Origin of the sequence: Pseudogulbenkiania sp. MAI-1 (assembly GCF_000527175.1) — a bacterium.
Classification (GTDB): domain Bacteria; phylum Pseudomonadota; class Gammaproteobacteria; order Burkholderiales; family Chromobacteriaceae; genus Pseudogulbenkiania.
The window spans coordinates 3,403,870-3,418,784 of sequence record NZ_AZUR01000001.1 but is presented as its reverse complement, the minus strand read 5'-3'; the positions used below and the strand labels follow the sequence as shown (position 1 = coordinate 3,418,784).

General features: G+C 65.1%; 17 protein-coding genes. 8 read left to right on the top strand and 9 right to left on the bottom strand.

The window, feature by feature from the left end; all coding sequences use genetic code 11:
- Window positions 1–45: 45 nt before the first annotated feature.
- The 4 genes from PSEMAI1_RS0115975 to greB all read left to right on the top strand — a co-directional run bounded on the left by PSEMAI1_RS0115975 (window position 46) and on the right by greB (window position 3,936).
- Window positions 46–897, top strand: coding sequence for a ScpA family protein (locus tag PSEMAI1_RS0115975; RefSeq protein ID WP_024303835.1), 852 nt, complete (start codon window positions 46–48; stop codon window positions 895–897).
- Window positions 898–1,136: 239 nt separating this feature from the next.
- Entirely contained in the window at window positions 1,137–1,757 is a 621-nt protein-coding gene (gene scpB, locus PSEMAI1_RS0115970) for an SMC-Scp complex subunit ScpB (RefSeq protein ID WP_024303834.1), read from the top strand.
- Window positions 1,758–1,759: 2 nt separating this feature from the next.
- On the top strand, window positions 1,760–3,091 hold the full coding sequence (gene rluB, locus PSEMAI1_RS0115965; RefSeq protein ID WP_024303833.1) for a 23S rRNA pseudouridine(2605) synthase RluB: 1,332 nt from the start codon (window positions 1,760–1,762) through the stop codon (window positions 3,089–3,091).
- 287 nt (window positions 3,092–3,378) lie between these two features.
- Complete coding sequence (greB, locus tag PSEMAI1_RS0115960; RefSeq protein WP_024303832.1) at window positions 3,379–3,936, top strand: transcription elongation factor GreB; 558 nt, start codon at window positions 3,379–3,381, stop codon at window positions 3,934–3,936.
- Window positions 3,937–4,000: 64 nt separating this feature from the next.
- On the opposite strand, the gene PSEMAI1_RS0115955 is transcribed toward greB, so the two are convergent.
- Window positions 4,001–4,438, bottom strand: coding sequence for a MarR family winged helix-turn-helix transcriptional regulator (locus PSEMAI1_RS0115955; protein ID WP_024303831.1), 438 nt, complete (start codon window positions 4,436–4,438; stop codon window positions 4,001–4,003).
- A gap of 78 nt (window positions 4,439–4,516) precedes the next feature.
- Here PSEMAI1_RS0115955 and PSEMAI1_RS0115950 point away from each other — a divergent pair, with 78 nt between their 5' ends.
- On the top strand, window positions 4,517–5,665 hold the full coding sequence (locus PSEMAI1_RS0115950) for a PLP-dependent aminotransferase family protein (RefSeq protein ID WP_024303830.1): 1,149 nt from the start codon (window positions 4,517–4,519) through the stop codon (window positions 5,663–5,665).
- A gap of 116 nt (window positions 5,666–5,781) precedes the next feature.
- Here PSEMAI1_RS0115950 and PSEMAI1_RS0115945 read toward each other — a convergent pair whose 3' ends face one another.
- From PSEMAI1_RS0115945 to minC, 4 genes are read right to left on the bottom strand one after another with little or no spacing between them, the layout of a single operon-like run.
- Window positions 5,782–6,720 carry a hydrogen peroxide-inducible genes activator gene (locus PSEMAI1_RS0115945; RefSeq protein WP_024303829.1) on the bottom strand — a complete coding sequence of 313 codons (939 nt, stop codon included), beginning with the start codon at window positions 6,718–6,720 and terminating at the stop codon, window positions 5,782–5,784.
- Between the two features lie 3 nt (window positions 6,721–6,723).
- Complete coding sequence (minE, locus tag PSEMAI1_RS0115940; RefSeq protein ID WP_024303828.1) at window positions 6,724–6,987, bottom strand: cell division topological specificity factor MinE; 264 nt, start codon at window positions 6,985–6,987, stop codon at window positions 6,724–6,726.
- A 3-nt stretch (window positions 6,988–6,990) separates the two neighbouring features.
- Window positions 6,991–7,803, bottom strand: coding sequence for a septum site-determining protein MinD (gene minD, locus PSEMAI1_RS0115935; RefSeq protein ID WP_024303827.1), 813 nt, complete (start codon window positions 7,801–7,803; stop codon window positions 6,991–6,993).
- Between the two features lie 30 nt (window positions 7,804–7,833).
- A complete protein-coding gene (gene minC, locus PSEMAI1_RS0115930; protein WP_024303826.1) occupies window positions 7,834–8,544 on the bottom strand; it encodes a septum site-determining protein MinC in 711 nt (236 codons plus the stop codon).
- A 357-nt stretch (window positions 8,545–8,901) separates the two neighbouring features.
- Between minC and PSEMAI1_RS0115925 the strand changes: the two genes are divergently transcribed.
- Complete coding sequence (locus PSEMAI1_RS0115925; RefSeq protein WP_024303825.1) at window positions 8,902–9,456, top strand: phasin family protein; 555 nt, start codon at window positions 8,902–8,904, stop codon at window positions 9,454–9,456.
- Window positions 9,457–9,505: 49 nt separating this feature from the next.
- On the opposite strand, the gene PSEMAI1_RS0115920 is transcribed toward PSEMAI1_RS0115925, so the two are convergent.
- Complete coding sequence (locus tag PSEMAI1_RS0115920) at window positions 9,506–10,243, bottom strand: 6-phosphogluconate dehydrogenase (protein ID WP_024303824.1); 738 nt, start codon at window positions 10,241–10,243, stop codon at window positions 9,506–9,508.
- 5 nt (window positions 10,244–10,248) lie between these two features.
- Window positions 10,249–11,148: a LysR family transcriptional regulator gene (locus PSEMAI1_RS0115915; protein ID WP_024303823.1), complete on the bottom strand. Its 900-nt coding sequence runs from the start codon at window positions 11,146–11,148 to the stop codon at window positions 10,249–10,251.
- 219 nt (window positions 11,149–11,367) lie between these two features.
- Between PSEMAI1_RS0115915 and PSEMAI1_RS0115910 the strand changes: the two genes are divergently transcribed.
- Window positions 11,368–11,922, top strand: a complete 555-nt coding sequence (locus PSEMAI1_RS0115910; RefSeq protein WP_024303822.1) for a flavodoxin family protein — start codon at window positions 11,368–11,370, stop codon at window positions 11,920–11,922.
- Window positions 11,923–11,996: 74 nt separating this feature from the next.
- On the opposite strand, the gene ppa is transcribed toward PSEMAI1_RS0115910, so the two are convergent.
- Window positions 11,997–12,530, bottom strand: a complete 534-nt coding sequence (gene ppa, locus PSEMAI1_RS0115905; RefSeq protein ID WP_024303821.1) for an inorganic diphosphatase — start codon at window positions 12,528–12,530, stop codon at window positions 11,997–11,999.
- 132 nt (window positions 12,531–12,662) lie between these two features.
- On the opposite strand from ppa, the gene coq7 reads away from it, so the two are divergent.
- Window positions 12,663–13,283 (top strand): 2-polyprenyl-3-methyl-6-methoxy-1,4-benzoquinone monooxygenase, encoded by a 621-nt coding sequence (gene coq7 / locus PSEMAI1_RS0115900; RefSeq protein ID WP_024303820.1) that lies wholly within the window; start codon window positions 12,663–12,665, stop codon window positions 13,281–13,283.
- Window positions 13,284–13,350: 67 nt separating this feature from the next.
- On the opposite strand, the gene PSEMAI1_RS0115895 is transcribed toward coq7, so the two are convergent.
- Window positions 13,351–14,763: a sodium:proton antiporter gene (locus PSEMAI1_RS0115895; protein WP_024303819.1), complete on the bottom strand. Its 1,413-nt coding sequence runs from the start codon at window positions 14,761–14,763 to the stop codon at window positions 13,351–13,353.
- Window positions 14,764–14,915 lie beyond the last annotated feature (152 nt).

Genomic DNA, 14,915 nt, shown 5'->3' with positions numbered 1-14,915 from the left:
AGGGCGGGGATTCCTCGCCCTTTTGCCTTCTTCCATTAGGTAACCATGGACCGCACCTCGAACGACACGCCCGCCGCTGACGCTACTGCCGCGTTCGAGCTCACCGCGCCCGACCTGCCATCCGGCGTGCCGATCGCCCACGTCTTCGGCCAGCCGGTGCTGGAGGTGCCGCAGGACCTGTTCATCCCGCCCGACGCGCTCCAAGTGATCCTGGAGAGCTTCGAGGGGCCGCTCGATCTGCTGCTCTACCTGATCCGCAAGCAGAACCTCAACGTGCTCGACATCCCGATGGCGCCGATCACCGCGCAGTACATGGCCTACATCGACGCCATGCGGCGCGAGCAGTTCGAGCTGGCGGCCGAGTACCTGCTGATGGCGGCGCTGCTGATCGAGATCAAGTCGCGGCTGCTGTTGCCGCGCCCGCCCAAGGACGAGGAGGGCGAGCCGGATGATCCGCGCGCCGAGCTGGTGCGAAGGCTGCTCGAGTACGAGCAGATGAAGCTCGCCGCGCTCGAGCTCGACAAGATGCCGCAGGCCGACCGCGACTTCGCCTGGCTCGCGGTGCTGATCGAGCAGGTGGCCGAAGAGCGCCTGCCCGAGGTGCGCGCGGTCGACCTGCGCCAGGCCTGGCTCGCCATCCTGTCGCGCGCGCGGAACACGCGCCACCACAAGGTGGAGAAGGATGAGCTGTCGGTGCGCGCGCAGATGACCTGGATCCTGCGCTACCTAGAAGGGCGAGAGTACGTGGCGTTCGAGGAGCTGTTCGACCTCGCCCTAGGCGTGGCGCACCTGGTGGTCAACTTCATCGCGGTGCTGGAGCTGGTCAAGGAAGGGCTGGTCAAGGTCAGCCAGGAGGCGGCGTACCAGCCGATCTACGTGCGGCTGGCGCTGGTATAAAGCCCATCCCATCAGGCGGCTGCGCCTTTGCATCTTGAGTGCCGGCGATGCTCGGAATCCTCATGTACTCCGTGTACATTCCGGTTCCTGCGCTCCGGCGGCCCTCAACCTGCCTTGGCTCGCTCGCCTGCTGGAATGGGCTTGTAGCCGAAAGCATTGTCATAGCGGTTATCTTTTTGTCAAAAAACCGTGTAAAATCCGCACCTTCCCGCGTTTTACCCTCTGGACTACACTGATTCATGTCCACCATTACCGACCTGAAGTACCTGAAGATCGTGCTCGAGACGGCGTTGTTGACGTCGGCCGAAGCGCTCTCGGTGTCGGCACTGAAAAAGCTGTTCACCGAAGACGTCAAGGCGGCACTGATCAACGATCTCCTGGCGGAGATCCAGCAGGACTGGCGGGGACGCGGGATCGAGCTGGTCAAGCTGGCTTCCGGTTGGCGCTTCCGCGCCCGGGCCGAGTTCACGCCGTACCTGGCGCGGCTCACCCCGGAAAAGCCGCCGCGCTATTCGCGCGCGGTGATGGAAACGCTGGCCATCGTGGCCTACCGCCAGCCGGTGACGCGTGGCGACATCGAGGCCATTCGCGGCGTCTCGGTGTCCACCAGCGTGATGCAGACGCTGCTGGAGCGCGGCTGGGTGGAGGTGATCGGGCATAAGGACGTGCCCGGCCGGCCGGGACTTTACGCCACCACGCACAAGTTCCTCGATGATCTGGGACTGGTGTCGTTGCGGGATCTGCCACCTCTGGCCGATCTCGGCACGCTGGTGTTGCCGGAGCTCCAGCCTGATTGTGTCGGCACAGCCGACGCGGTGCCCCTCGACGACGAGGCGGACAACGTAATTGAACAGGAATGATGATGTCTAAAGGACAGCGTAATCACGCCCGCCAGCCGGTGGCGCGTGTCAAAGGCCGTGAAACCTCGCAACCGCGCCAGCCGGCGCCGGATCGCGGTGGTTTTGGCCAATCGAGAAGCGGCAAGCCGGGAGGCTCTTCGCTGATCAAATCGGTCGGTGCTCCGGCAGCGGCCAAGGCGCCCCAAGCCCGGGAGGGTCAGGGACGCAGCAAACCCGGCTTCGGCCAACGCGACCGCACGCCGCCGGGCCAGGCGCCGTTCGGCCGGCGCGACGAGCGCGGTCAGCAGGGCTTCGGCCGCGACGATCGCCAAGAAGGCAAACAAGGCTTCGGCCAGCGCGACCGCAACACCGGCCGCGACGAGCGCCAGCCAGCCATGGGGCAGGGCGGCCAGGGTGAGCCGCGCCGTCGTTTCCGCGACGGCGACGACGAGCAGCGCCAGCCGGCGTTCCGCCAGCAGGACAAGCGTGCGCCCAAGGTCGAACGCGCCAAGAAGCTGCGCGTGCGCGACCCCAACCAGCAGATCCTCGACCGCGCCCAGCGCCTGCGCGAAACCCGCGTCGACCTCGACCAGATCGAGCCGGTGCGCTTGCAGAAGGCGCTGGCGGCGTCCGGTGTCGGCTCGCGCCGCGAGATGGAAGAATGGATCGAGGCCGGGCTGATCCAGGTCAACGGCAAGGTGGCCACGCTGGGCGACCGCGTCGGCCCGCAGGACCGGGTCACCGCCAAGGGCAATCCGATCAAGCTCAAGTGGCCGGACCGCCTGCCGCGCGTGATCCTCTACCACAAGCAGGAAGGCGAGCTGGTTACCCGCGATGACCCGGAAGGCCGCGTCACCGTGTTCGACCGTCTGCCGCAGGCCAAGAGCAGCCGCTGGGTGGCGGTAGGCCGCCTTGACGTCAATACCAGCGGCCTCTTGATCATCACCACCAGCGGCGAGCTCGCCAACCGTCTGATGCACCCGAGCTTCGAAGCCGAGCGCGAGTACGCCGTGCGCGTGCTGGGCCAGCTCGAGCCGGAACAGATGAAGGAAATGACGCGCGGCGTCGAGCTGGAAGACGGCCCGGCGCATTTCCAGCGCATCGTCGAGCAGGGCGGCGAAGGCGTCAACCACTGGTATCGCGTGGTGATCAAGGAAGGCCGCAACCGCGAGGTGCGCCGCATGTTCGAACACTTCGGCCTGACCGTGAGCCGGCTGATCCGCGTGCGTTTCGGCAACATCGGCCTGCCAGCCCGCCTCAAGCGCGGCCAGTTCTATGAGCTGAATTCGGCTGAAGTGGCCGCCGTGATGAAGTGGTCGGATCTGACAGTCACCGGCCGCGCCAAATCCCGCTGAGCCTATTTCATTAGGCGGCTACGCCTTCGCATCTTGAGCGCCCGTAGGATGGGTGGAGGCCATTGTGGCCGGAACCCATCGACATGTTACGATGGGTTGCGCTTTGCTCCACCCATCCTACGTTAATGGCGGCTCTCAACCTGCTTTGGCTCGCTCGCCTACTGAAACAGGCTGCAATATTGCCTGATGTGACTTGAAAGCCCGCCTCCAAGGCCCTATCGTTGGGTGTTGGAGGCGTTTTTCATGGCCTCCGCTGAAACCCCGTCGAATCAGGAAAGACCCACGGCATGAGCAAGGCTTTTACCAAGGAAGACGACGGCGAACACGAAGACGATCTGCCGCCCGAACAGCGCCTGCCGGCGGCCACCAAGAACTACCTGACGCCGCAGGGTTGGCAGCGGCTGAAGAACGAGCTGTACCACCTCGTGCACCGCGAACGGCCGGAAATGGTCAACGTGGTGAACTGGGCCGCCAGCAACGGCGACCGTTCCGAGAACGGCGATTATCTCTACGGCAAGCGCCGTCTGCGCGAGATCGACCGGCGCATCCGTTTTCTCACCAAGCGGCTGGAAATCGCCGAAGTGGTCGACCCGGAAACGCGCGAGCCGACCGACCAGATCTTCTTCAGCGCCACTGTGCTGATTCTGCGCGGCGACGGCTCCGAGCAGCGCCTCTCCATCGTCGGCGTCGACGAAACCGACTTGGCGCGCGGCCACATCAGCTGGATCTCGCCGATCGCGCGTTGCCTGCTCAAGGCGCGCGAAGGCGACGAGGTGGTGTTCCGCGGCCCGGACGGCCCGGAAACCATCGAAATCCTCGAAGTGCGCTACGAGCGCATCGAGTAGCGGTGCCTCGTCCGGCATAAACGATTCGGCCAACCAGGCGAGGTTGGCCAAATCGTTTGCGGGGTCACTTGGCTTGCTTCGCCAGCCTCAGGTTGACCTCGAGCCAGCCCTGGTGGGCATGTTTGCCGGCGTCGGCAAAGGCCGTCAGCAGCAGCTTGGCCTGTTCGCGGTAGAGTGACTCCTCCAGCTTGCGTCCTTCCGCCGTCAGCGTCAGCTCCTTCACCCGCTTGTCGTGCTCCGCCGCGCGCGCCTCGATCAGCCCCATCTCCATCAACTGGCGCAACGGGATGTTGATCGCCTGCTTGGTGACGCCCAGCGCCGTCAGCAGCGCCTTGACGCTCAGCCCCGGCGTGTGCGCCACGAAGAACAGGATGCGGTGGTGCACCCGCGCCAGCCCACGCCGGGCCAGCATCTCGTCGGGTTTGGCGGTGAACGCCATATAGGCGTGGAAGAAGGCCTCCATCGAGGCGCGCAAATCGGGGGAAACGGGCGTGTCGGGCATGTTGACGAAGGCCTGGTGTAGGCGTAAATTAGGTCAAAAAAATTGACATTTAATCGGTCCAGCCACTACGAGGGTAGCATGTTTTCAGAACGCATCGAACGACTCAGCGGCTCGCTGATCCGAGAAATCCTCGCCGCCGCCCAGCGCCCCGAGGTGATTTCCTTCGCCGGCGGCCTGCCGGCGTCCGGCTGCCTGCCGCCGCTGGACTTTCCCGACGTGCCGCCGTCGCTGGCCCAGTATGGTACCAGCGAGGGCGAACCCGAGCTGCGCGAACAGATCGCCAAGGAAGTGGCGCGCATCGGTCTGAGCTGTGACCCGTCGCAGGTGCTGGTGCTGTCCGGTTCGCAGCAGGCGCTCGACCTGGCGGCCAAGCTGTTCGTCGACCCGGGCACGCCGGTGATCGCCGAAGGGCCGACCTACCTCGCCGCGCTGCAGGTGTTTCGCCTGTTCGGCGCCGCCTTCCACACCGTGGAGCAACAGAACGGCCAGTTGCCGGCCACCACGCTGCAGGCCGCCATCGCCGAGAGCAAGGCCAAGCTCGCCTACCTGATCCCGACCTTCCAGAACCCGTCCGGCGCCTGCTACAGTGTCGAGACGCGCCAGGCGCTGGCGCGCGTGCTGGACGAGGCCCATCTGCCGGTGATCGAGGACGACCCCTATCGCGCGCTGTCCTACGACGGCGAGGTGCCGGCTCCGCTGGTGACGCACCTGAAGAACGCGCCGTGGATTTACTGCGGCTCGTTCTCCAAGACGCTGGCGCCGGGCCTGCGCATCGGCTACCTGATCGCGTCCCCGGACCTGATGCCGCACCTCGTCAAGCTGAAGCAGGCGGTCGACCTGCACTCCAACCGCCTAGGCCAGTGGTTCATCGCGCAGTGGCTGAAGAGCGGCGACTATCCCGCCCACCTCGAGCGTCTGCAGCAGAACTACAAGGTGGGCCGAGACGCGATGCAGGCCGCGCTCGAGCGCCACTTCAGCGACCTGGCCGACTGGCAGGTGCCGCAGGGTGGCCTGTTCTTCTGGCTGACGTTGAAGAACAAGCGCGACACCCGCACCTTCCTCAAGCCGGCACTGGAACAGCACAACGTCGCCTTCATGCCGGGCGAGGCGTTCTACGCCAATCCGGAAACCGGCATCGGCCACCTGCGGCTCAATTTCAGCCACGCCACGCCGGAACGCATTGAGGAAGGCATCGCGCGCCTGGCCGGCCTGATCCGCGCCGGTTGACGCCAACGAGGCAAGCCTAAGGGAGGGAGCCCCCCGGCGCTCTTTCTCGTCCCATGAAAAAGCAAAAAGCCTGACGGGGCATCCCGGTCAGGCTTTTTCGCCTCTGCGGCCTTGGCTCAGGCGGGCTGAGCTTCTTCTTCCAGCATGCTGACGCCGGGCAGGGCGGAACGGAACACCGCCTGCTGCAGCGTGGTGATCGCCTTGCGGCGGAAGTATTGCTTGCGTGTCACCAGCATCACGCGCCGCTGCGGTGCCGGCTCGCTGAACGGCACCACCGACAGCAAGGCGTCGTCGGCTGGGCCGACCGAGGTCGCGGGCAGCACCGTCACCCCCATGCCGCTTGCCACCATGTGGCGGATGGTGTTGAGCGAACTGCCCTGCAGCGTACTGGCCAGGCTACCGGACTGGTGCTGGCGATTGGCGAGTTCGCTGCACGACTGCAGCACCTGGTCGCGGAAACAGTTGCCCTGGTTCAGCAGCAGCACACTTTCCTCGGCCAGCTGGCTGGGGCGTACCGCAGCTTGCTTCTCCCACGGATGGCCCTTCGGCGTGGCCACCACGAACGGTTCGTCGTAGAGCGGGTAGGCGACCGTGCCCGGTTCGTCGAACGGATCGGCCACGATGATCGCGTCCACTTCGCCGCGTTTGAGCATTTCCGCCAGGCGCGCCGTGTAGTTCTCCTCGAGGATCAGCGGCATGTCCGGCGCCAGGATGCGCAGCGCCGGGATCAGCTTGGGCAGCAGGTAGGGGCTGATGGTGAAGATCACCCCGAGCTTGAGCGGCCCGACCAACTCGTTCTGGTGCTCGCCGGCCAGCCGCTTCACCGTCTCCGCCTCTTCCAGCACGCGCTGGGCCTGCTCGATCACGCGCTCGCCGATGTCGGTCACCGCCACCTCGGGGCCGCCGCGTTCGAACAGGGTGATGCCCAGCTCGTCCTCCAGCTTCTTGATGGCGATCGACAGCGTCGGCTGGCTGACGTAACAACTCTGGGCGGCGCGGCCGAAATGGCGCTCGCGCGCCACCGCCACGATATAGCGCAGTTCGGTCAGCGTCATGGCTTAGCGGTCATGCTCCGGCAGCACGATGTTGACTTCCAGCACCTCGAAGTTGTCCTGCTTCTCGAGGTTGACCTTGATGTCGTCCAGATTGACCGAGACGTAGCGCGAGATCACCTCCATCAGCTCGCGCTGCAGCGCCGGCAGGTAGTCCGGCGCACCGGCGCGGCCGTTGCGCTCGTGCGCCAGGATGATTTGCAGGCGCTCGCGCGCCACCTCGGCCGATTTCTTGCGCTTGCTGCCGAACAGATAGTCCATCAGCGACATGGCTCAGCCTCCGAACAGTCGTTTGAGGAGCCCGACCTTCGGAGCGTCGAGGAAGCGCATCGGACGCTCTTCGCCGAGGAAGCGCGACACCACGTCGGAGTAGGCCTCGGAGGCGTCGGTACCCTTGAGGTGGATGGCCGGCGTGCCCGAGTTGGACGCCTGCAGCACCACCTGCGACTCCGGGATCACGCCCAAGAGCGAGACGCGCAGGATCTCCTTGACGTCGTCGACCGACAGCATCTCGCCCTTTTCCACGCGGCCGGGCGAATAGCGCGTGATCAGCAGGTGTTCCTTGACCGGTTCGCGGCCCTCGATGGCACGGCGCGACTTGGACGACAGGATGCCGAGGATGCGGTCGGAGTCGCGCACCGACGACACCTCCGGGTTGGTCACGATCAGCGCCTCGTCGGCGAAATAGAGCGCCATCAGCGCGCCCTTCTCGATGCCGGCCGGCGAGTCGCAGACGATGAAGTCGAAGTTCATCGCCGCCAGGTCGTTCAGCACCTTTTCCACGCCTTCCTCGGTCAGGGCATCCTTGTCGCGCGTCTGCGAGGCCGGCAGCACGTACAGGTTGTCGCAGTTCTTGTCCTTGATCAGCGCCTGGTTCAACGTGGCCTCGTTGTTGACCACGTTGATCAGGTCGTACACCACGCGGCGCTCGCAACCCATGATCAGGTCGAGGTTGCGCAGGCCCACGTCGAAGTCGATGACCACGGTCTTGTGGCCGCGCAGGGCCAGGCCGGAAGCGAAGCTGGCGCTGGTGGTGGTCTTGCCGACGCCACCTTTGCCGGATGTCACGACGATGATTTTTGCCACGATGATTCCCTTAATCGTAATGAGTGTTCGTTATTCGCCGAGCGCGTTGATGACCAGGCGCTCGTTTTCGAGGAAGACTTGGGCCGGTTTGCCCCGGATGCTGTCGGGCAATGCCTGCTCGATGGTTCGATAGACGCCGGCGATCGATACCAGTTCAGCTTCCATGCATTGGGTGAAGATGCGGGCGGCGGTATTGCCGCGCGCGCCGGCCAGGGCGCGGCCGCGCAACGGCGCGTAGACGTGGATGTTGCCGTCGGCGATGACCTCGGCTCCGGCGCTGACCATGGCCAGCACCACCAGATCGCCGCCCTTGGCGTAGATCTGCTGGCCGGCCCGCACCGGGCGGTCGACGATCATCGTCGATACGCTGGCGGGGGCTTCCGGAGCGGGCGCAGGGGCCTCGCTGGCAGGAGTCCTGGCCGAGACGACCTGGCCGGTGACATGGGCCAGGCCGAAGCGGTGAGCCAGTTCCTCGTAGGCCGGGTCGGGGTGGCGCAGCGCCACGGCACGGAAGCCGAAGCGCCCGAGCAGCGGCAGCAGGCGCTCCAGGGCGAGTTCGGCCGGATTGTCCAGGGCGGCCAGGTCCAGCACCACCGCCTCGGCGGCCGAAGGTTTGGCCCGGTTGCCGAAGCGGCTTTCCAGGGCTTGCGTCAGTTCGTCGATGTTGTCGCTGCGCAACACGAAGGCCAGCACGTCGAGGTTGGCCGATTTGATGTCGTAGGTGTTCGCCGTCTGGCTCATGTCGTTGTATTAATGCCGAAAGATAGTTTTCTTCTATGGGGGCGAGTGTACTGGCTTGCGGCGGGGCTTTCAACGGAAGTCGCACGCGGTTTCGTCGTTACTGCCGTCATGCATTTGTAATGCCTTCGTGTTGTGATATTGTCATGGGCTTGCACCCCGTCGTCGGGGTTTTTTGCTGTCTGGAGTGTTGCAAAAAACCCAACAGATTAAGAGCTTAGTTTATTGTGCGGCGCAACAAACCGATTGACCGGAACAGTCCGTTTGGGTAAAGTGTAATTGCTGCATCGCACAATGCGACAGAGGTACAGATTTTGTTGCTGTTGTCGCTGGGTTGTTTCATACCTTACAGGAGTCATTATGTTTACTACTACTCAAGAACTGACCGCTCTTGGACAGGCGCAATTCGATAAAGCTGTACGCCTGTCTTCCCTGGTTCTGGGCAGCGCCGAGCGCTTCGCCGCCCTGCAGTTCGATCTGAGCCGCAAGGTGCTGGCCGAAAACGCCCAGCTGTTCAAGACCCTGGCCGAGATCAAGGATCCGAAGGCCCTGGCCGACCTGCCGGCAGGCCTGGCTCAGCCGGCCCTGGACAAGGCTTTCGTTGCCGCTCGCAGCGTGTACGACGCCGCCGTGACCACCCAGGGCGAACTGACCGCTTTCGTCGAAGAGCAGGTTGCCGAGTCCAACAAGGCCGTGCTGTCCACCATCGACAAGCTGGCCAAGAACGCTCCGGCCGGTTCCGACGTGGCTGTCACCGCCCTGAAGAACTTCGTGACCTCGTCCAACGCCGCTTTCGAAAGCGTGTCGCAGACCGCCAAGAAAGTCGGCAGCGAACTGGCCGAAGCCGGTGTGCAAGCCGCGACCAAGTCGGCCAAGGTAGCGTCCGCTGCCGTTGCCGCCAAGAAGGCCTCCTGATCGGACTTCTTTGCCGGCTGCAAAAAAACCCGCCTTTCGGCGGGTTTTTTCATTGCGGCGGCCGGCTGAGGGAGTCGAAGATGGCCTGCAGCGCGAGTCCCTGGCCCAGCGCCAGCTCGATCAATCGGGCCAGGATCAGGGCGTAATGGTTTTGCTGGTGTGCAGGACGGGCGAATAGCGCCAGCAGCTGCCACGGGTCATGGGTTTCCGCTACCGGATGCTGCTGCAGGTACAAGCGGGACAGTTGCAGCAGGTTGGCGGCCAGCTCTTTTTGCTGGCTGAAGAAATGGTTCCAGTCCGGCGTGCGCGGGGTTTCCCCTGGCGCATTCCAGCCGGCCTGCCAGAGCAGGCCGAAGGCGTAGCTCAGCGCCTCGAACACCGTGGCGACGAAGTGCCCGCTGCCGGCAGGGCCGCAATGCAGCCAGGCGCCGGGCAGCGGGGCCAGCGCATCCAGTACCGGCCGGGCTCCGTCCAGCGCCCGATCCGACCCGCCCACGAACAGGGCGAAACCTTGCTGCACTCCCGGCGCCTGCCAGTTGGCCGCCACATCCACATAGCCCAGGCCGTGTGCCCGGCAATCGCGCTCTCGCTCGGCGCTGACTTCCGGCGTGGCGCGTTTCAAATCCAGAACCACGCTGGCGTAGCCCAGCGCCTGCCAGTCGGCGGCAAAGGAATAGGGGGCAAGCGGGGAGGAGGATGGCTCGGCCGGCAAGGCGAATCCCTGCGTCGTCAGGCGGCGCCGGATCCACTCTTGGTAGGGCTCGTGGCCGAGCGGGATGATCTGCATGCTTCTCAATAGGTCAGTGTCGCGGCGTCGGCGGCTTGTTTCAGGCGCCGGATGAACCAGTCGAGCGCCTTGCCCGGCTGGGGTTCCTTCCAGGCGTAGAACAGTGCGATCGGTTCCTTGGCGTCCTCGACCTGTTTCACGACCAGCTGTCCATTATCCACATAGGGCTGGGCCAACGAAAGCGGCAGATTGCCGGTGCCGAGCCCGGCCAGTTGCGCCTGCAGTTTGTCGGCCAGCGTGCCGACGGTCAGCACGTCCTGGCCCTCGAGCAGGGACGACGAGCGCGCCGGCAGCTGGCGCGAGGTGTCGCCCACCGCCACCACGCGGTGCTTGCGGATCACGTGCAGCGGAATCGGCTCGGCGTGGTCGGCCAGCGGGTGGAGGGGGGCGACGGCGAACACGAACGGCACCGTTCCCAGCGGCTGGCGCTGGTAACGCCCCGGCGGAGGCTGATCGGAGGCGCCAATGGCGAGGTCGGCGCGCCCCTCGTGCAGCGCATCCCAGGTGCCGCCGAGCACCTCGCGCTGCAGGCGCAGCCGGGTGGCGCAGGTCAGCTGGCTGAATTCGGCCAGCAAGGGCAGCAGGGCGCTGAACGGCACCAGGTCGCTGACGGCGATACGCAGCTCGGGCTCCCAGCCGGTGGCCTGCTGGCGCACCCGGTCTTCCAGCTGCGCGGCGGCGTCGAGCAGGTAGCGGCCGTCCTTTAGCAGGTGGGCGCCGACCTCGGTCAGCCTGGCGCGGTGGCCGGAGCGGTCGAAGATCTGGATGTCCAGATCCTGCTCCAGCTTCTGCACCGTGTAGGTGATGGCCGACGGCACCCGGTGCAGTTCCTCTGCCGCCGCGGCAAAGCTGCCCTTGCGTTCGATGGCGTCGAGTACCAGCAGGGCATCCAGCGACAATCTCATGTTCGAAAATCCTGACTGAATAAATCAAAACATTCCGTTATCAACGCGGCGGAACAGCCAATACACTGTCTTTCATCGCCAGGAATCGCCATTGTACCTTGGTCGCAGGCAGGCGTTGTGCAGAGCGTGATCATTCAATAATCATGAATAGTCGTGTTCGGCCTGTCCCGGTCCATGGCGATCGGCAGCCTGTTGCCTATAGCCAAGGAGATCGACCCCATGACCAAACTCGCCGTGATTTACCACAGTGGCTACGGCCACACCGCCCGCGTCGCCCAGTTCGTGGCGGAGGGGGCCGGCCGCCACGCCGAAGTGGCGCTGTATACCGCCGAAGAAGCCGCGGCCAGGCTGGACGAGCTGGCCGCCTACGACGCCATCGTGTTCGGCGCCCCGACCTATATGGGCAGCGTGTCCGCCGGCTTCAAGGCGTTCATGGATGCCAGCGCCCAGGTGTGGTTCAAGCAGGGCTGGAAGGACAAGGTGGCGGCCGGTTTCACCGTCTCCAACAGCCCGAGCGGCGACAAGCTCGGCACGCTGCAGCAACTGGCGGTGTTCGCCGCGCAGCACAGCATGATCTGGGTCTCCACCGGCGAGCTGCCGGCCAGCGTGACTGGCAGCGACATCAACCGCTACGGCAGCTTCCTTGGCCTGATGACGCGCTCCGACAACGCGCCGGCCGAGGTGACGCCGGATGCCGCCGACCTGGAGAGCGCGCGCCGTCTCGGCGAGCGGGTGGCGATCGTGGCCGACCAGTTGCGCCGCGGACGTCAGTGACGCCCCGGCCGTTGCGGCCGACGGGCACAAAAAAGCCGGCGTGGTCGCCGGCTTTTTGTCGTGCGGGAGAGGGCTCAGCCTTCCTGCTTGTAGCGCTCGATGCCTTCCACCAGTTCCTGAGTGGCGTCGTCACGGGTGCCCCAGCCGTGGATCTTCACCCACTTGCCCGGTTCCAGATCCTTGTAGTGCTCGAAGAAGTGCACCATCTGGTTGCGCAGCAGTTCCGGCAGGTCTTCCAGTTGCTGGATCGACTTGTACATCGGGCACAGCTTTTCAACCGGTACGGCCACCAGCTTGGCGTCCACGCCGCCGTCGTCTTCCATCTTGATCAGGCCCAGCGCGCGGCAGCGCACCAGCACGCCCGGCGGCAGCGGGAACGGGGTCACGACCAGCACGTCGACCGGATCGCCGTCACCGGCCAGCGTTTGCGGCACGAAACCGTAGTTGGCCGGGTAGAACATCGAGGTGCCCATGAAGCGGTCAATGCAGATGGCGCCGGAATCCTTGTCGAATTCGTACTTGATCGGGGCGCTGTTGGCGGAGATTTCGATCACCACGTTGAAGTCGTTGGGCATGTCCTTGCCGGGGCCGATGCGGTCGAGATTCATCAGGAGGGTCCTCTTGTTGAGCGTTGATCACGTTGGTGGAATGATTCGGCGATTATAGCAGCAAGCGGTCGTCGCTGGCGGAGGGCCAGGGTATAATCCCATGCTTCTTTTGTATTAGCGGAACGCCACACGATGCTCGACAAGCTGATCATCGAATTCGACAAGGGGGTGCGCACGCTGTTCGCGCCGGCCTCCAGCGCTCGTCCGCATCCCGATGCGGGCATGGCCGAAGCCGAACTGAGCGCCGAGGAAAAGCGCCATGCGCTGGGCCTGATGCGCGTCAACCACTGCGGCGAGGTGTGCGCCCAGGCGCTCTACCAGGGGCAGGCGCTGACCGCGCGCAACGAGGCCGCGCGCGAGGCCTTGAAGCATGCCGCCTTCGAGGAGGTCGAGCACCTGGCCTGGACCGAGCGGCGCATCCGCGAGCTGGGCGGCCATCCGAGCGTCTTCAATCCGCTGTGGTACACCGGCTCGCTGGCCATCGGCGTGGCGGCCGGGCTGTTGGGCGACAAGTGGAACCTGGGCTTTCTGGAAGAGACCGAATACCAGGTCGAGGCGCACCTGAACAGCCATCTGCGCGATCTGCCGGAGCAGGACGAGAAGAGCCGGGCCATCGTCAAGCAGATGCGCGACGACGAAGTGCGTCACGCCGAAATGGCGCACGCGCATGGCGCCGCCAAGCTGCCGCTGCCGGTGCGCGGGCTGATGAAGCTGACCTCCAGGGTGATGACCTCGGCCAGCTACCATCTGTGATCTTGCGACAATACAAGCAAAATGGGCTGCCTCAGGCAGCCCATTTTGCTTGGTGCTTGGATCGGGCTCAGAAGAACAGCAGCGTCATCAGCAGGAACACCGGGATCAGGATGGCGACCGACCAGCCGATGTAGCCGAAGAACGAGGGCATGACCACGCCGCGCTCCTCGGCGATGGCCTTCACCATGAAGTTGGGCGCATTGCCGATGTAGCTGTTGGCACCCATGAACACCGCGCCGGCCGAGATCGCGGTCAGCGTCGGCGCCAGCGTGCTCATCAGGTGGCCGGGCTCGCCGCCGGCCAGGTTGAAGAACACCAGGTAGGTCGGGGCGTTGTCGAGGAAGCTCGACAGCGCCCCGGTCAGCCAGAAGTAGGCCGGGTTGAGCGGGGCGCCGGTCTCGTCGTTGGTCAGGGCGACGAGGCTGGCGAAGGCGCCCTCGCTGCCGGCCTTGAGCATGGCCAGCACCGGGATCATGGTGACGAAGATGCCGGCGAACAGCTTGGCCACTTCCAGCATCGGTCCCCAGTTGAAGGCGTTGGCGGCGCGGCAGCGTCCCGGCGTCAGCGCCAGCGATAGTGCGGCGATGGCCAGCAGCAGGCCGTCGCGCACCACGTTCTGCAATTCGATGTGCAAGCCCGCCACTTCCCAGCCGATGCCGGGCTTCCAGGTGCCGGACAGCAGCACCGCGCCGACGATGGCGCCCAGCAGCAGCAGATTGATGCTGCCTTCCAAGCGCAGCTTGGAGTCCGGCGTCGGGTCCGGCAGCGGCGGCAGGTTTTCCTCGCGGTGGTAATAGTAGCGGTCCAGCAGGTAGAACAGCAGCAGCAGGATGGCGCTGGAGAAGGCCATCAGCGGCAAGAGGTGTACCATGGTCCAGCCGAAGCTGACGCCCTTGAGGAAGCCGAGGAACAGCGGGGGGTCGCCGAGCGGGGTGAGCGAGCCGCCGATATTGGCCACCAGGAAGATGAAGAACACCACCACGTGGGTCTTGTGGCGGCGATTGTCGTTGGCGCGCAACAGCGGGCGGATCAACAGCATCGAGGCGCCGGTGGTGCCGGTAAAGCTCGCCAGCAGCGTGCCCAGGCCGAGGAAAGTGGTGTTGACCAGGGGGGAGCCGTGCAGGTTGCCGCGCAGAAAGATGCCGCCGGCCACGGTGAACAGCGCCACCAGCAGGATGATGAACGGCAGGTATTCCAGCAGCAGCGTGTGCAGCAGTTCATGGCCGGTGGTGCCGGCGCCGTGCTGCAGGGCGAACGGTACGGCGAACAGCAGCGCCCAGCCGGCGGTGATCTTGCCGAAGTGATGGTGCCACAGGCTGGGCGCCAGCAGCGGCAGCGTGGCGATCGACAGCAGCAGGCCGGCAAACGGGATGGCCCAGACGCCGGAGAGCTCGGCGCCGTTGACGCTGGCGTGGGCGGCCAGCGGCAGCGCCCCCAGCAGCCAGGCCAGCGCCCCCCTGCGGGAGAGGAGAGAAAGCATGGGTAATGTCCCCTGTGTGGTGTTGTTCTAAAAAAAAGCGCCAGTGTAACAGGGGGCGAGGCGGGAGTGCCAAGCCGCAGCGTGGGGGATCTCTAGCGTGGCGGAGGCGAGTTGCGGGGAAGGTAAAAAAACAAAAAAGCACCAGCGTGGCT

Bases quoted from the DNA above. Each gene is read 5' to 3' on its own strand.
- PSEMAI1_RS0115895 (WP_024303819.1), bottom strand. From the start codon at position 14,763: ATGCTTTCTCTCCTCTCCCGCAGGGGGGCGCTGGCCTGGCTGCTGGGG.
- minC (WP_024303826.1), bottom strand. From the start codon at position 8,544: ATGAGCCAGACGGCGAACACCTACGACATCAAATCGGCCAACCTCGAC.
- PSEMAI1_RS0115920 (WP_024303824.1), bottom strand. From the start codon at position 10,243: ATGCAGATCATCCCGCTCGGCCACGAGCCCTACCAAGAGTGGATCCGG.
- PSEMAI1_RS0115950 (WP_024303830.1), top strand. From the start codon at position 4,517: ATGTTTTCAGAACGCATCGAACGACTCAGCGGCTCGCTGATCCGAGAA.
- PSEMAI1_RS0115915 (WP_024303823.1), bottom strand. From the start codon at position 11,148: ATGAGATTGTCGCTGGATGCCCTGCTGGTACTCGACGCCATCGAACGC.
- greB (WP_024303832.1), top strand. From the start codon at position 3,379: ATGAGCAAGGCTTTTACCAAGGAAGACGACGGCGAACACGAAGACGAT.
- ppa (WP_024303821.1), bottom strand. From the start codon at position 12,530: ATGAATCTCGACCGCATCGGCCCCGGCAAGGACATGCCCAACGACTTC.
- PSEMAI1_RS0115955 (WP_024303831.1), bottom strand. From the start codon at position 4,438: ATGCCCGACACGCCCGTTTCCCCCGATTTGCGCGCCTCGATGGAGGCC.
- PSEMAI1_RS0115945 (WP_024303829.1), bottom strand. From the start codon at position 6,720: ATGACGCTGACCGAACTGCGCTATATCGTGGCGGTGGCGCGCGAGCGC.
- PSEMAI1_RS0115975 (WP_024303835.1), top strand. From the start codon at position 46: ATGGACCGCACCTCGAACGACACGCCCGCCGCTGACGCTACTGCCGCG.
- scpB (WP_024303834.1), top strand. From the start codon at position 1,137: ATGTCCACCATTACCGACCTGAAGTACCTGAAGATCGTGCTCGAGACG.
- minE (WP_024303828.1), bottom strand. From the start codon at position 6,987: ATGTCGCTGATGGACTATCTGTTCGGCAGCAAGCGCAAGAAATCGGCC.
- coq7 (WP_024303820.1), top strand. From the start codon at position 12,663: ATGCTCGACAAGCTGATCATCGAATTCGACAAGGGGGTGCGCACGCTG.
- PSEMAI1_RS0115925 (WP_024303825.1), top strand. From the start codon at position 8,902: ATGTTTACTACTACTCAAGAACTGACCGCTCTTGGACAGGCGCAATTC.
- PSEMAI1_RS0115910 (WP_024303822.1), top strand. From the start codon at position 11,368: ATGACCAAACTCGCCGTGATTTACCACAGTGGCTACGGCCACACCGCC.
- rluB (WP_024303833.1), top strand. From the start codon at position 1,760: ATGTCTAAAGGACAGCGTAATCACGCCCGCCAGCCGGTGGCGCGTGTC.